This window comes from Geodermatophilus obscurus DSM 43160 (assembly GCF_000025345.1).
Lineage (GTDB): Bacteria > Actinomycetota > Actinomycetes > Mycobacteriales > Geodermatophilaceae > Geodermatophilus > Geodermatophilus obscurus.
The window spans coordinates 4,328,691-4,343,437 of sequence record NC_013757.1; the positions used below are offsets into that span (position 1 = coordinate 4,328,691).

Genomic DNA, 14,747 nt, shown 5'->3' on the forward strand with positions numbered 1-14,747 from the left:
CCGGGCGGGGTGCCGGCACGTGGCGCGGTCCGGTGCCGTGCTGGCACCCTGCAGGGTGGGTCTGACGACACGACGGACCCACCCGCCGACTCTGCGAGGATGACCGCATGACCGATCCCCGCCGCGACATGCTGCCGATGCGCGAGGCCCAGCACTCGTTCGACGTGGTGCTCCGGGGCTACGACCGGCACCAGGTGGCCGAGACGATCGAGCGCCTCGAGGCCGACATCCAGGTCGCCCTGGCCGACCGCGACGCGGCGATGAGCCGCTCGTCCGACCTCGCCGGCCAGCTCTCGGCGCTGCACGGGGAGATCGAGCAGCTGCGGCGCAAGGCCGCGTCCTCCGGGCCGGCCACCTTCGAGAACATCAGCGAGCGCATCCAGCACATGCTGCGGCTCGCCGAGGAGGAGGCGGCGGAGATCCGCCGGTCCGCCGAGCAGGAGGCCCAGGCGCTGCGGGAGCACACCGCCGCCGAGGAGCGGGCGATGCACGAGCGGCACGCCGCCGGGCAGGCCGAGGTCGACCGGATGATCGCCGAGGCCCGGCAGAACGCCGAGCAGATCGCCAGCAAGGCGCAGATCCGCGCCGACGAGCTGGTCGCCAAGGCCCAGGAGAAGGTGGCCCGGCTCGACGCCGAGTCCCAGGCCCGGCGGGCGAAGGTCGAGGAGGACTTCGAGATCGCCCAGCGGGCCCGCCGGCAGGAGGCGGCCCGGCTGGATGAGGAGCGCGATCGCTCGTCGGCGCAGGCAGCCGCGCAGCGGGTTGCCGCGGCCGAGAAGCACGCCACCCAGCTGGTCAGCGACGCCGAAGCGGCTGCGGCGGCCATCCGTGCGGTGCGGGACGAGCTCACCGGCCGGCTGCTCGAGGTGCGCTCGCTGCTCGAGCGGCTCCCTGGCCTCGGCGACCGGCGTCCCCAGCCGCAGGCCGGCCCCCGGCCGCCGGCCGCGGTCCGCCCGCAGCCGACCCCCCGCTCCCCGCAGACCGGGCCCGAGCCGGCCCGCGACGAGCAGCGGCAGTCACAGCCGGTCGGACCGGTCACGGCGCAGCAGCCGGTGGTGCGGCCCACGACGGCACCCCAGCCGGCGCAGCGTCCCGAGCCGCCCGCGGGCAACGGCGAGGCGGCCGCGGCACGTCAGCCCACCCGGCCCCCGGCCCCGCCGACGCAGCCCGCCGTCACCCCGGTGGCCGACGCACCGAGCCAGCAGGGAACGTCCGACCCGCAGACGACCCAGCAGCTGCGTCCGGTGACCACGGGCAGCACCGCGGCCTCGGCGCCGTCCAGGGTCGACCCGCCGACCCTCGTCCAGCCGGCGGTCCAACCCGACGCCGCCGACACCGGCAGCCAGCCCGTCACCCCCGGCCGGCGCTGAAAGAGGACCATCCCCCCACCGCTCGCAGGCTCGCGGCGGGACCCTGAAGGATGGCCGCCGGCGTCCCGCGGGCGGACGCGTCCACGGACGCCGGGGAGGGGGCGAGGTGCCCACCCGCCGTGCTCGGCACCGCCAAGCCTCCGGCGGGCGGCTCGGCCCCCGGCTGCGCGGCCCACTCGGGCTGGTGGTCGTCGCGGCCGAGCTCGTGGCGGTGCTGGCGGCGGCGGTCGTCGCCCTCGTGGTCGGCGGGGACCGGGCGGACCGGTCGACCGCGGACGGCGGGCGACCGACCGGCGACCTGGGCACCCCCTCCGCCCCTGCGCCGACCACTGCCCCCTCCGCCTCCCCGGGCCCGTCCCCGGAGGACCCCGCCGGGGCGCTGCTGGAGTGGGCCGAGCGCGAACTGCCGGACGACGCGCGGTTGCGCCCCGCGGACGACGTCCGCGGCGACCTGCTGACCGCCGGCGCCCCCGACGACCTCGTGGGCACCGAGGAGCCGACCGGCCCGGGCGACCTCGTCCTCACCGTCACCGACGGCGAGCCGCCGCCCGGGGACCGGGTGGTCGCCCGCTTCGAGAGGCTCACCGTTCTCGACCCGTCCCCGGGGATGCCGACGCCCGAGCAGCTCGACCGGCGGCGGGCGCTGGCCGAGGCCGTGCTGGCCAACCCGACCACGCGCGCACCGGAGGAGGCGGCCGTGGTGCTGCGGTCGGCCGACGTCGACATGCGGCTGATGTCGCTGCTGGCCGTGCTGACCGCCCGCGAGGGCCTCTCCGTCGCGGCCTTCCCGCGCACCGACGGGGCCGAGGGACCGGCCCGCAGCGTGCTGCTCGCGGCGGTGGGCAGTGCACCGGTGGGGGCCGGGCAGCCGGCGACCGAACCGCTGCGGACCTGGCTGGAGGCGCAGCTGCCCCCTTCGCCCCCGACTCCGTCGAGGTCACCGCGGACGGCGTCCTGCTGTCCTACCGCTACGCGTCCGAGCCCGACGCGCTGGTCGCCGAGGTCTCCCCGTGACGCTCGGTTGGACAGGGATCGCGAGGAGTGCGCGAATGGACGCCTGGACCGGCGTCCGGTCCCCCGAGACCGCTGGAGGAACCGTGCACCGCTGGACCCGCGTGCTGGCCGTCACCGCCGTGACCGCCGGGACGGTGCTCGTGGCTCCCTCCGGGGCCGGTGCCGCCGGGACCGGGCTGTTGCGCCTGGCCCACCTGTCCCCCGACACCCCGGCGGTCGACGTGTACGTCGACTCGGTCGCCGACCCCGGTGACGGGACGGCGCTGCTCACCGTGCCCGGCGTCGGCTACGGGACCATCTCCGACTACCAGGACGTGCCCGAGGGCGTCTACACCGTCAGCATGCGCGAGGCCGGGGCCGACCCGGCCACTCCGCCGGTGCTGTCCACCACCGTGCAGGTCGGCAGCGACAGCGCACGCACCGTCGCCGGGGTGGGCCGCTTCGCCGACCTGGGCCTGGAGGTGCTCGAGGACGACCTGACGCTCCCGCCGTCCGGGCAGGCGCGGGTGCGGGTGGTGTCCGCCGCGGCCAACGCGCCGACCCTCGACGCCGCGGCCGGCGGCACCCGGATCGCCGGGGACCTGGCCTTCGCCGAGGCCGGTGGGTACACCGCCGTGCCCGGCGACGAGGGCCGCCTGCAGGTGACCGTGGACGGCGAGGTGACCGAGCTGCCGCTCGACCTCGCCGCGGGCTCGGTCTACAGCCTCTTCGTCCTCGACCGGCCCGGGGGCGGGCTGACCGTGCGCACCGTCCTGGACGCCGCGGGCTCCGGTGTGGTCCCGACCGGCGGCGTGGAGACCGGCGCCGGCGGCACCGCGGCCGGGGAGCTGGAGCCGGGCCTCGTCGGCGGTGCCGTCGGGCTCACCCTGCTGACCGGCCTGGCCCTGGCCCGGCGGTCGCGGCGGGGTCCCGCGCGGCGCGCAGGCCGGTCCTGAGGCCCGGCCGGTGAGCCGTCACCGGGAGCCGCGGCGGCCACTGCTGCCGCTCATCCGGGGGGTGGTCGCCGGCACCGCGGTGGTCGCCGGCACGGTGGCGCTGGTGCCCCCCGGCGGCGCCGGGACCGCCGGGACCGCCGGGGCCGCGTCGGCCGTGGACTCCCCCGTCCCGGTGGTCGCCGAGCGCGGCACGGAGCGGACGGCGGCAGCGCCGGTCCGCGTGCGCGTGCCGGCCATCGGCGTGGACAGCGAGCTGCTGCGGCTCGGCACCGACGCCGCCGGCGTCCTCGTGCCGCCGGACGACTTCGGCCGGGCCGGGTGGTTCGCCGACGGCGCCGTCCCCGGCGACGTAGGGCCGGCGGTGGTCGCCGGGCACGTCGACTCGGTCGACGGGCCGGCGGTCTTCTCCCGCCTGGGCGAGCTCGGGCCCGGTGCCGAGGTGCTCGTCGACCGCGAGGACGGGACGACGGCGCGGTTCGCCGTCACCGACGTCGGCCGGTACCCGAAGCCCGACTTCCCGACCGAGTCGGTCTACGGGCCCACCCCGCGGGCGGAGCTGCGGCTGGTCACCTGCGGCGGCGAGTTCGACCGCTCGCGCGGCAGCTACGAGGACAACGTCGTGGTCTTCGCCCGGGCGAGGTGATGGAACGGCCCCGCTGCAGGGTCCCGCGCCGAGCCTGCGAGGCGTGGGGGGCAGCGGGGTCCTTCACCAACGGCGGTGCACCCGCGCGGACCAGCAGGACGCGTGCCAGTGCCGGCGCCGGTCGGCGGCCGACTCGGTGTCCCAGGGGTCGAGGTCGGAGTCGCGCGGATAGGCCGGCCAGGTCACCAGGTGCGGCGTCCCCGGGAGGATCTCCTGGTCGCACCCCGGGCAGCGGTAGGTCTTGCCGCTCGCGGCGCCGGTGATCCGCCGCACCACCCAGTCGCCGTCGGCCGCCTCCTCCACGGCCTCGGGACGGCGCAGGGGGTCGCGGCCCGCAGGCCGCGATCCCCTCCGAACGCCGCGCCGGGGCACCGGCTCAGCGGCGCGCGTGGTCCCGGAACCCGCGGCCGGCCTTGCGGCCCAGGTACCCGGCGGTGACCAGGTGCTCGAGGAGCGGGGCCGGCGCGAAGCCGGGCTCGCGGAACTCGGTGTAGAGCTCCCGTTCGATCGCCAGGGACACGTCGAGCCCGACGACGTCCAGCAGCTCGAACGGGCCCATCGGGTAGCCGCAGCCGACCTTCATGGCGGCGTCGATGTCGTCGGCGGTCGCGTAGTGCGCCTCGAGCATCTTGACCGCGTCGTTGAGGTACGGGAACAGCAGCGCGTTAACGATGAACCCGGCCCGGTCGGTGCAGGACACCGCGTGCTTGCCCAGGCGCTGCGACACCGCGTGCGCGGTCGCCGCGACGTCGGGCGCGGTGGGGATCGTCGAGACGACCTCCACCAGCTTCATCACCTGCGCCGGGTTGAAGAAGTGCATGCCGACGACGTCCTCCGGCCGGCCGCTGGCCTTGGCGCACTCGATGACCGGGAGGCTGGAGGTCGTAGTGGCCAGCACGGCGCCGGGCTTGGCGATCTCGCCGAGGTTGGCGAACAGCGCCTCCTTGACCGGCAGCGACTCCACGACGGCCTCGATGACCAGGTCGCGGTCGCCGAGGTCGTCGAGCGACGTCGTCCCGCCGACCCGGGCGAGCACCTCGTCGCGCGCGGCCTCGTCGAGCCGGCCGCGCTGCACCTGCTTCTCCAGCGACTTCGCCAGCGCCGTGCGGACCGCCTCGACCTTCTCCGGCGACCGGGCGACGAAGCGGACGTCGTAGCCGCCCCTGGCGACGACCTCGATGATCCCGGTAGCCATCGTCCCCGAGCCGACGACGCCGACCGTGCGCACCTCGCGGGCGCCCTGCGCGGCCCCGCCCTCGGCCGGGGTCTGCGCGTCCGGCACCACCTCGGCGGAGTCGCGGCCGGCGTAGGTGTAGAAGCCGCGGCCGGACTTCCGGCCCAGCAGACCCGCGGTCATCATCTGCTTGATGATCGGGGTGGGCGCGTGCAGCCGGTCGCGGGACTGCCGGTACATCGTCTCGAGGATCTCGTAGGCGGTGTCGATGCCGATGAGGTCCATGAGTGCCAGCGGACCCATCGGCAGGCCGCAGCCCAGCCGCATGGCCGCGTCGATGTCCTCACGGCTGGCGTAGCGGTTCTCGTACATGGAGACCGCGTGGTTGAGGTAGCCGAACAGCAGCGCGTTGGCGATGAAGCCGGCCTTGTCGCCGATGGTGACGTCGACCTTGCCCAGCCGCTCGGCCAGCGCCTCGACGTCCTCGATGACCGAGGGTTCGGTCACCACCGTGCGCACCACCTCGACCAGCTTCATGACCGGCGCCGGGTTGAAGAAGTGCATCCCGATGACCTTGCCCGGCCGCCCGGTCGCCACCGAGATCTCGGTGACCGACAGGCTCGAGGTGTTGGTGGCCAAGATGGTGTCCGGCGGGCAGATCTTGTCCAGCGCCGAGAAGATCTCGCGCTTGAGCTCCAGCCGCTCGGGCACGGCCTCGATGACGAGCTCGGCCTGCGCCAGGTCCTCCAGCGAGGTGCCGAACCGGATCCGGCCGAGGATGGCGTCGCGCTCGGCGGCGTCGAGCTTGCCGCGCTGGACCGCCCGCCCGCTGGAGTGCTCCAGGTGCTCCCGTCCGCGGGCCACGGCTGCCTCGTCGACGTCCACGGCGGTCACCGACAGGCCGGCCCGGGCGAGCACCTCGGCGATGCCGGCACCCATCGTGCCCAGCCCCACCACGCCGACCTCGGTCAGTTCTCTGGCCACGCTGCCATCTCCTCTGCGCCGGCGCCCGGCCCCGGGCACCCCCGTCCGCGATCGGGGGCAGTCTCGCACCCGGACTGCCCCCACCTGCTACCGGCCGATGAGGGGTCCCCGTTCAGAACAGCCGCTGCGAGGGGTCGTCGGTGCCCTTGAGGACGGCGTAGTCGACGGTCAGGCACTCGATGCCGCGGTCGCCCGCGAGCACCCGCGCCTGGGGCTTGATCTCCTGAGCGGCGAAGACCCCGCGCACCGGCGCCAGCAGCGGGTCGCGGTTGAGCAGCTCGAGGTAGCGGGTCAGCTGCTCCACGCCGTCGATCTCGCCGCGGCGCTTGACCTCGACGGCCACGGTGGTGCCGTCGGCGTCGCGGCAGAGCAGGTCCACCGGCCCGATCGCGGTCGGGTACTCGCGGCGGACCAGCGACCAGCCGGCCCCGAAGGTCTCCACGTGCAGCGCGAGCAGCCGCTGCAGCTCCGCCTCGACGCCGTCCTTCTGCAGGCCCGGGTCGACCCCGAGCTCGTGGGAGCTGTCGTGCTCGACGGACTCGATCGTGATGATCAGCTGCTCGCCGGCCTTGTTGGTGACCGTCCAGGTGCCCACGCCGTCGACCAGCTCGTCCTTGAACGAGCACGGCGGGGTCATCCAGTTCAGCGGTTTATAGGCGCGGTCGTCGGCGTGCACCGACACCGACCCGTCGGCCTTGACCAGCAGCAGCCGCGGCGCCATGGGCAGGTGGGCGGTCAGCCGCCCCACGTAGTCGACCGAGCAGCGGGCGATGACCAGGCGCACGGGGACCGACGGTACCGAACCGGCAACGAACGGCCCGGAGCGACGGGGTGCCCGCCGCGGCACGGCATCCTGACCAGGTGAGACGCGCCCCGCTGTCCGCAGTCCTGGCCCTGCTCGCGCTGGTGAGCGGCTGCGCCGGCAGCGGTGGCGACGCCGCAGCTCCCCGGCCGACGCCCGGCTCCGACGGGCCGGGCCGGCTGGTGCTGGAGGTCGAGCACGTCCGCGGCTCCACCACGCCGGAGGCGCTGGCCGCCCGGGTGCCGCTGGTCGCCGTGTACGGCGACGGCCGAGTCGTGACCCCCGGAGCGCAGATCGAGGTCCACCCGCCGCCGGCGCTGCCGTCCCTGCAGGTGTGGCGGCTGGACGCCGACGGCGTGCAGACGGTCGTCGACCGCGCCGTCGCGGCCGGCGTGACGGGCACCGCCGACCTCGGCACCCCACCGGTCGCGGACGCCCCGGCCACCCGGTTCACCCTCGTCACCGACGGGGGGACGGCGGTGCGCGAGGTCGAGGCGCTGTTCGAGCTGCCCGGGGACAGCGGGCTCACCCCGGAGCAGCAGGCGGCGCGCGGGGAACTGCTCGGCCTGCTGGAGGTGCTGACGTCGCCGGAGCCGCTGGGCGCCACCGGCTCCGAGCTCTACGAGGCCGCGGCGGTGGCCCCCGTCGTCGCGCCGTGGACGCAGCCCGCCGACCCTGCGCTGGTGCAGCCGGAGGCACCCTGGCCGGGTCCGGCGCTGCCCGGCGAACCGTTGCCGGGCGGGCTGGGCCTGTCCTGCGTCGTCGCCCGCGGCGCCGAGGCCGAGGCCGTGCTCGCCGCCGCGGCGTCGGCCACCACCCTGACGCCGTGGGTCGCCGGCGACGGCAGCCGGTGGTCGCTGACGCTGCGCCCGCCGCTCCCGCACGAGACCGGCTGCGCCGACCTCGTCAGCGGCTGAGATGGCACAGGCCCGGCCCTCCGGACGGAGGACCGGGCCTGTGGGAGCCGGACGGCTAGACCGTCACGGGACGGCGCAGGTCGTCGTCCACCTCGACCCGGGCCACCGGGTCCACCGTCGAGGTCGACCGGTACCGGTCCACGTCGAGGATTCCCTCGCGCTTGGCGACGATCGTCGGGACCAGCGCCTGGCCGGCGACGTTCACCGCCGTCCGCCCCATGTCCAGGATCGGGTCGATCGCCAGGAGCAGGCCGACGCCGGCCAGCGGCAGGCCCAGCGTGGAGAGGGTCAGCGTCAGCATGACCACCGCGCCGGTGACCCCGGCCGTGGCCGCCGAGCCGACGACCGAGACCAGCGCGATCAGCAGGTAGTCGGTGAGGCCGAGGTCCACGCCGAAGAACTGCGCCACGAAGATCGCGGCCAGCGCCGGGTAGATCGCCGCGCAGCCGTCCATCTTCGTAGTAGCGCCCAGCGGGACGGCGAAGGACGCGTAGGACCGCGGTACGCCGAGGTTCTGCTCGGTCACCCGCTCGGTCACCGGCAGCGTGCCGATCGAGGAGCGGGAGACGAAGGCCAGCTGGATGGCCGGCCAGGCGCCGGCGAAGTACCGCAGCGGCGAGAGTCCGTGCAGCTGCAGCAGCACCGGGTAGACGACGAACAGCACGAGCGCGAGGCCGGCGTAGACGGACCCGGCGAAGATGCCGAGCGAGCCGAGGGACTCCCAGCCGTAGCTGGCCACCGCGTTGCCGATCAGGCCGACGGTGCCGATCGGGGCCAGGAGGATGACCCACCACAGCAGCTTCTGGACGATCGTCAGCGCCGAGCGGGTCAGCGCGAGGAACGGCTCGGCCGGCTCGCCGACCTTGAGCACGGCCACGCCGATCACCACGGCCAGCACGATCAGCTGGAGCACGTTGAAGGACAGCCCGCCCTCGGCCGAGGACTGCAGACCGAGGATGTTGGCGGGCACCAGGCCGGTGAGGAAGTCCCACCAGGAACCGGTGGTCTCGGGCGCGGCCTGGGCGGCCGCGTCGACGGAGCTGTTGCGGCCCGGCTGGGTGAGCAGGCCCAGGCCGATGCCGAGGGAGACCGCGATGAGGGCGGTGATCGCGAACCACAGCAGCGTCTGTCCGGCCAGGCGAGCGGCGTTGGAGACCTGCCGGAGGTTGGCGATGCTGACGATCACCGCGGTGACGACCAGCGGCGGGACGAGGACCTTGAGCAGCGTGACGAAGGTGCTGCCGACGGTCTGCAGGGTGCTGGTCAGCCAGTTCGGCGTCCCGTCGGCGACGGGACCCATGTCCCGGGCGACGAGGCCGAGGGCGACGCCCAGGACGAGGGCGAGGAGGACCTGCGCCGCGAACGGGACGCGGCGGAGACGAGCGAGCACGGGAGGTGCCTTTCAGGGGACGGTGCGGGTGGAACGACGGAGCGCGCGGGCGCTCAGGAGTCGGCCGTCATCCGTCCGAAGTCGAGCGCACGCCGCCGGGTCAGGCCCCAGGGGTTCTCCACATGGAGAGCAAGGCGGCGCGCGACGTGTTGCATCCCGCTGTGCGGGGGATCACCGCGCCGGTGGGCGGCCGGAGGTCAGCGGCGGGCGTCCCGAGCGGGGACGGCGTAGTCGCCGAATGCTGGGTCTGCCGTGAGCACGGTGAGCGCCTCCGCCTGGGCCTGGGCGATCAGCAGCCGGTCGAACGGATCCCGGTGGTGCCAGGGCAGCGACTCCAGTCGCCGGAGGTGCTCCTCCTCGATGCCCAGACGGCGGACCCCGGCCTCCGCCAGCACTGCGGGGAGTCCGGGCAGCGCAGCGAGCTTACCGATCGAGACCTTGATCGCGATCTCCCAGAGCGAGGCCGCGGAGACGACCAGCTCCGCAGCGGCCTCCACCTCCTGGCGGGCCTGCGCCCCCAGCCTGGGGTCGCCGGCCAGCAACCAGAGCAGCGCGTCCGTGTCCAGCAGCAGGCGCACGGGTCAGCCGTCGAGGTGCCGGTCGAAGGCCGCGGTGATCTCGGCGTCGGCCGTGTCGTAGTCCGGCGAGAACACGACCTGCCCGGCGAGGCGACCGAAGAGTCCCCGCCTCGCCGACGGCGCCACCGGGACCAACCGGAACTCCGTGACGCCGCCCCCGCGCCGCGTGATGATGACCTCCTCGCCGCGCTCGGCGGCGTCCAGCAGCTTCGACAGGTTCGTCTTGGCCTGGTGGACGTTGGCGACGGTCACCTAGCTAGACTAGCCCCGCAAGTGTCAGTCGGACCAGACCGGACGCCGCTTCTCCAGGAACGCCGACATGCCCTCGACCGCCCCGGGCAGCTGGCTGGCGGCGGCCATCACCTCGACGGCGGTCGTGTAGGCGTCCCGCTCGGGCCGGCCCAGCTGGGCGTGCATCGTCTGCTTGCCCCAGGCCTTGCTCGCCCGGGACCCGCGGGTCGCCCGGGCCATGAGGTCGGCGACAGCGGCGTCCAGCTCGGCGTCGGGCACCACCCGGTTGACCAGGCCCCAGTCCAGCGCGGTCGCGGCGTCGATGACGTCACCGGTCAGCGCGAGCTCCATCGCGCGCTTGCGGCCGACGTCGCGGGCGATGGCCACCATCGGCGTGTGGCAGAACCAGCCGCCCTTGCCACCCGGGGCGGCGAAGCCGGCCGACTCGGCGGCGACGGCCAGGTCGCAGGAGGCCACCAGCTGGCAGCCGGCCGCGGTGGCCAGGGCGTGCACGCGGGCCAGCACCACCTGCGGGACGTCGTGCAGGGTCTGCACCAGCTCGGTGCACAGCTGCAGCAGGCTGCGCACCTCGGTCACCGGCCGACCGGCGACGTCGGCGAAGTCGTGCCCGGCGCTGAACACCGGCCCCTCCGCGGCGATCACCAGGCCGGCCGCGTCGCTCTCCCCCACCTCCGTGACCGCGGCCAGCAGCTGGGTGAGGTGGTCGCGGGACAGGGCGTTGCGCTTCGCCGGTCGGCACATCGTGAGGGTGACGACGTCGCCGTCGCGTTGGACCCGGGGTGCGCCCTCTGCAGTCATGGGCCGACCACACCACGGGGAGGCCGCTGGGGGCAACGGGCTGGCAGTCTCGGGGCGTGGAACCCGAGCCGGTCACCGACACGGCGCCCCGGCCGGCCGGGCGCACCGTGTTCACGCAGGGCTGGCGCGACGTCACCTTCCTGCACTGGGCCGTGGACCCGGCACTCGTCGCCCCGCTGCTCCCGGCGGGCACCCGCCCCGACGTGCTGGACGGCGCCACGTACGTCGGGCTGATCCCCTTCCGGATGCGCCGGATCGGCCTGCTCGGCGCGCCGGGCCTGCCGTGGGCAGGGTCCTTCGCCGAGACCAACGTCCGGCTGTACTCGGTCGACGGCGAGGGGCGGCGCGGCGTGGTGTTCCGGTCGCTGGACGCCGACCGGCTGCTGCCCGTGCTCGCCGCCCGCTGGGTCGCCGGGCTGCCCTACTGCTGGGCGCGGATGCGGGTGCGCCGTGACGGCGACGTGGTCACCTACACCTCCCGCCGGCGCTGGCCCGGCCCGCGGGGCGCGGGCGGGCGGGTCGTCGTCCGGGTGGGCGCCCGGCTGCCGGACCCCGGCTCCCTGGCCGGCTTCCTCACCGGCCGCTGGGGGCTGCACCAGACGGCGTCCGGCCGCCTGGCCTACTGGCCCAACGAGCACCCGGCCTGGCCGCTGCACGCCGCCGAGCTCGTCACGTGCGAGGAGGACCTGCTGGCGGCGGGCGGCCTGCCCACCGTCCGCGGCGCACCCGACAGCGTGCTGTTCTCCCCGGGCGTCGACGTCCGCTTCGGCCCCCGCCTGCGCTGACCCGGGCAGGGCATGATCGCGGCATGGACCCCGTGCGCTTCGGACTGGTCGGGTACGGCTTCGGCGGCCGGTACTTCCACGCCCCCCTGCTGGCCGCCGCGCCGGAGGTCGACCTCCTCGGCGTGGTGACGACGTCGGCCGAGCGCCGGGCGCAGGTGGCCGCCGAGCACCCCGGCCTGCGCACGTTCGGCTCGCTGGAGGAGCTGGCCGGGGCCGGCGCCGAGGCGGTCTCGATCTCCACGCCGGCCGACACGCACACCCCGCTGACCGAGCAGGCGCTGGACCTGGACCTGGCCGTGGTCTGCGACAAGCCCTTCTCCCTGGACGCCCCTGCCGCGTCCGGGACGGTGCGGAAGGCCGCGGCCCGCCGGCTGCCGCTGGCGCCGTACCAGAACCGCCGCTGGGACTCCGACTTCCGTACCGTCCGCGCCCTGGTCGACGCCGGCCGGCTCGGCACGGTGACCCGGTTCGAGTCGCGCTTCGAGCGGTTCGAGCCCGAGCCCGGCCCGCCGGCCGCGGGCGGCGGCACCCTGCTGGACTTCGGCAGCCACCTGGTCGACCAGGCTCTCGTGCTGCTCGGCCCGGTGACGAGCGTCTACGCCGAGTGGCGGCTGCGGGAGTCGGGCCTGGACGACGACGTCTTCGTCGCGCTCACCCACGCCGACGGTGCCCACTCGCACCTGTGGGGCAGCTGGAGCCAGGGCGCTCCCGGCGACCGCTTCCGGGTGAGCGGCACGGGGGGCGCCTACGTCGTCGGTGGTCCGATGGACGGGCAGGAGGCCGCGCTGCTGGCCGGGCAGACGCCGGCCACGCTCGGCGAGCGCTGGGGCGCCGAGCCCGAGGAGCGCTGGGGGCGGCTGCGGCGCGGCGACGAGGGTGTCGTGGTACCCACCGAGCGCGGCCGCTGGGACACCTTCTACCCGGCCTTCGCCGCCGCCGTCCGCGGGGAGGGGCCGGTGCCGGTCGACCCGCGGGACGCCGTGGCCACCGCCGCGGTGCTCGACGCCGCCCGCCGCAGCGCCACCGAGGGCGTCGTCGTCCCGCTGTAGCGCCCGGCCCCCTACCGCTCGTCGAGCGCGTTGGCCTCGCGGACGACGTCGACGATCTGGCCCATGATCTCGGTCAACCCGAAGTCCTTGGGCGTGAAGACCCGGGCCACTCCCTGCTCGCGCAGCAGGCGGGCGTCGCCGTCGGGCACGATCCCGCCGACGACCACGGGGACGTCGTCCAGGCCGGCCTCCCGCAGCCCGCGCAGCACCGCCGGGACCACCTGCAGGTGCGAGCCGGAGAGCACCGACAGGCCGACCACGTGCACGTCCTCCTCGACCGCGGCGCTCACGATCTGCGCGGGGGTCAGCCGGATGCCCTGGTAGACCACCTCGAAGCCGGCGTCGCGCGCGCGGACGGCGATCTGCTCGGCGCCGTTGGAGTGCCCGTCGAGGCCGGGCTTGCCGACCAGGAAGCGCAGTCGCCCGCCGAGCTCCTCGCCGGTGGCGCGGACCCGCTGCCGGACGTCGGCCAGCGTCCGGTCGGCCTCGCCGCCCCCGGCGGCCGCGGCGACCCCGGTGGGCGCCCGGTACTCGCCGAACACCTCGCGCAGCACGCCGGCCCACTCCCCCGTCGTCACGCCGGCGCGGGCGCAGTCGAGGGTGGCGTCCATCAGGTTCTCCTCGGTGGCGGCGACGGCGCGCAGCCGCTCGAGCGCCTTCTGCACCGGCTCCGGGTCGCGCTCGGCGCGCCACGTCCGCACCGACTCGCACGCCGCGGCCTCCACGGCCGGGTCGACGACCTGGATCGCCGCGTCGAGGTCGGCCAGCAGCGGGTTGGGCTCGGTGCTCGCGAACCGGTTCACGCCGACGACGACGTCGTCCCCGTTCTCCATCCGGCGGCGCCGTTCGGCGAGCGAGGCGACCAGCTGGCCCTTCATGTAGCCGGATTCGACGGCGGCGACCGCGCCGCCCATCTCCTGCACCCGGGCGATCTCCCCGCGGGCACCCTCGACCAGCTCGGCGACCTTCCGCTCCACCACGACCGACCCGGTGAACAGGTCGTCGTACTCCAGCAGGTCGGTCTCGTAGGCCAGCACCTGCTGCAGCCGCAGCGACCACTGCTGGTCCCACGGCCGGGGCAGCCCCAGCGCCTCGTTCCACGCCGGCAGCTGCACGGCGCGGGCGCGGGCGTCCCTGGACAGGGTGACCGCGAGCATCTCCAGCACGATCCGCTGGACGTTGTTCTCCGGCTGCGCCTCGGTCAGGCCCAGGGAGTTGACCTGGACGCCGTAGCGGAACCGGCGGTGCTCGGGACGCTCGACGCCGTAGCGCTCGAGGGTCAGCTCGTCCCACAGCTGCGTGAAGGCGCGCATCTTGCACATCTCCTCGACGAAGCGGACGCCCGCGTTGACGAAGAAGGAGATGCGCGCGACGACCTCGCCGAAGCGTTCCTGCGGCACCTGACCGGAGTCGCGCACCGAGTCCAGGACGGCGATCGCGGTGCTCATCGCGTAGGCGATCTCCTGCACCGGCGTCGCGCCGGCCTCCTGCAGGTGGTAGCTGCAGATGTTGATCGGGTTCCACCTCGGCATCGCCGAGACCGTGTAGGCGACCATGTCGGTGATCAGCCGCATCGAGGGCCCGGGCGGGAAGACGTACGTCCCCCGCGACAGGTACTCCTTGATGATGTCGTTCTGCGTCGTCCCGGCGAGCTTGCTGACGTCGTGCCCCTGCTCCTCGGCGACCGCCTGGTAGAGCGCCAGCAGCCACATCGCGGTGGCGTTGATCGTCATCGACGTGTTCATCTCGTCGAGCGGGATGCCGTCGAAGAGGGTGCGCACGTCGCCGATGTGGGTCACCGGCACGCCGACCTTGCCGACCTCACCGACCGACAGCTCGTCGTCGGGGTCGTAGCCGGTCTGCGTGGGCAGGTCGAAGGCGACCGACAGACCCGTCTGCCCCTTGCCGAGGTTCCGCCGGTACAGCGCGTTGGACTCGGCCGGCGACGAGTGGCCGGCGTAGGTGCGCATCACCCAGGGGCGGTCGCGCTCCTTCGAGGATGAAGGGAACGGCATGCCCGCGGAGTGTAAGGGGGTTACTGACCAGTAGCGAGGCC

At 75.0% G+C, this 14,747-nt stretch carries 14 protein-coding genes; 6 read left to right on the forward strand and 8 right to left on the reverse strand.

What is annotated here, in order from left to right; genetic code table 11:
* Nucleotides 1-107: 107 nt before the first annotated feature.
* The 3 genes from GOBS_RS25745 to GOBS_RS20110 all read left to right on the forward strand — a co-directional run bounded on the left by GOBS_RS25745 (nt 108) and on the right by GOBS_RS20110 (nt 3,962).
* Nucleotides 108-1,370, forward strand: a complete 1,263-nt coding sequence (locus GOBS_RS25745; RefSeq protein ID WP_012950104.1) for a hypothetical protein — start codon at nt 108-110, stop codon at nt 1,368-1,370.
* A gap of 1,049 nt (nt 1,371-2,419) precedes the next feature.
* Nucleotides 2,420-3,319: a DUF4397 domain-containing protein gene (locus tag GOBS_RS20105; RefSeq protein WP_012950105.1), complete on the forward strand. Its 900-nt coding sequence runs from the start codon at nt 2,420-2,422 to the stop codon at nt 3,317-3,319.
* Nucleotides 3,320-3,329: 10 nt separating this feature from the next.
* Complete coding sequence (locus GOBS_RS20110; protein WP_012950106.1) at nt 3,330-3,962, forward strand: class F sortase; 633 nt, start codon at nt 3,330-3,332, stop codon at nt 3,960-3,962.
* A 63-nt stretch (nt 3,963-4,025) separates the two neighbouring features.
* Here the strand turns inward: GOBS_RS20110 and GOBS_RS20115 are convergent, their stop codons facing one another.
* From GOBS_RS20115 to nucS, 3 genes are all read right to left on the reverse strand, one after another.
* A complete protein-coding gene (locus GOBS_RS20115) occupies nt 4,026-4,265 on the reverse strand; it encodes a hypothetical protein (RefSeq protein WP_243697549.1) in 240 nt (79 codons plus the stop codon).
* A 73-nt stretch (nt 4,266-4,338) separates the two neighbouring features.
* Nucleotides 4,339-6,120 (reverse strand): 3-hydroxyacyl-CoA dehydrogenase family protein, encoded by a 1,782-nt coding sequence (locus GOBS_RS20120; protein ID WP_012950107.1) that lies wholly within the window; start codon nt 6,118-6,120, stop codon nt 4,339-4,341.
* A gap of 112 nt (nt 6,121-6,232) precedes the next feature.
* A complete protein-coding gene (gene nucS, locus GOBS_RS20125) occupies nt 6,233-6,904 on the reverse strand; it encodes an endonuclease NucS (RefSeq protein ID WP_012950108.1) in 672 nt (223 codons plus the stop codon).
* 77 nt (nt 6,905-6,981) lie between these two features.
* Here nucS and GOBS_RS20130 point away from each other — a divergent pair, with 77 nt between their 5' ends.
* The gene (locus GOBS_RS20130) at nt 6,982-7,839 is read left to right on the forward strand and encodes a hypothetical protein (protein ID WP_049788419.1); all 858 of its coding nucleotides are present in this window, start codon (nt 6,982-6,984) and stop codon (nt 7,837-7,839) included.
* A 55-nt stretch (nt 7,840-7,894) separates the two neighbouring features.
* On the opposite strand, the gene GOBS_RS20135 is transcribed toward GOBS_RS20130, so the two are convergent.
* From GOBS_RS20135 to GOBS_RS20150, 4 genes are all read right to left on the reverse strand, one after another.
* Nucleotides 7,895-9,229 (reverse strand): dicarboxylate/amino acid:cation symporter, encoded by a 1,335-nt coding sequence (locus GOBS_RS20135; RefSeq protein ID WP_012950110.1) that lies wholly within the window; start codon nt 9,227-9,229, stop codon nt 7,895-7,897.
* 197 nt (nt 9,230-9,426) lie between these two features.
* Entirely contained in the window at nt 9,427-9,807 is a 381-nt protein-coding gene (locus GOBS_RS20140; RefSeq protein ID WP_012950111.1) for a type II toxin-antitoxin system VapC family toxin, read from the reverse strand.
* Between the two features lie 3 nt (nt 9,808-9,810).
* The gene (locus GOBS_RS20145; protein WP_012950112.1) at nt 9,811-10,059 is read right to left on the reverse strand and encodes a type II toxin-antitoxin system Phd/YefM family antitoxin; all 249 of its coding nucleotides are present in this window, start codon (nt 10,057-10,059) and stop codon (nt 9,811-9,813) included.
* A gap of 24 nt (nt 10,060-10,083) precedes the next feature.
* Entirely contained in the window at nt 10,084-10,857 is a 774-nt protein-coding gene (locus GOBS_RS20150) for an enoyl-CoA hydratase-related protein (protein ID WP_012950113.1), read from the reverse strand.
* Between the two features lie 56 nt (nt 10,858-10,913).
* On the opposite strand from GOBS_RS20150, the gene GOBS_RS20155 reads away from it, so the two are divergent.
* A complete protein-coding gene (locus tag GOBS_RS20155) occupies nt 10,914-11,642 on the forward strand; it encodes a YqjF family protein (RefSeq protein ID WP_012950114.1) in 729 nt (242 codons plus the stop codon).
* Between the two features lie 23 nt (nt 11,643-11,665).
* A complete protein-coding gene (locus GOBS_RS20160; RefSeq protein ID WP_012950115.1) occupies nt 11,666-12,691 on the forward strand; it encodes a Gfo/Idh/MocA family protein in 1,026 nt (341 codons plus the stop codon).
* 11 nt (nt 12,692-12,702) lie between these two features.
* Here GOBS_RS20160 and GOBS_RS20165 read toward each other — a convergent pair whose 3' ends face one another.
* Nucleotides 12,703-14,706 (reverse strand): protein meaA, encoded by a 2,004-nt coding sequence (locus GOBS_RS20165; RefSeq protein ID WP_012950116.1) that lies wholly within the window; start codon nt 14,704-14,706, stop codon nt 12,703-12,705.
* Nucleotides 14,707-14,747: the final 41 nt, after the last annotated feature.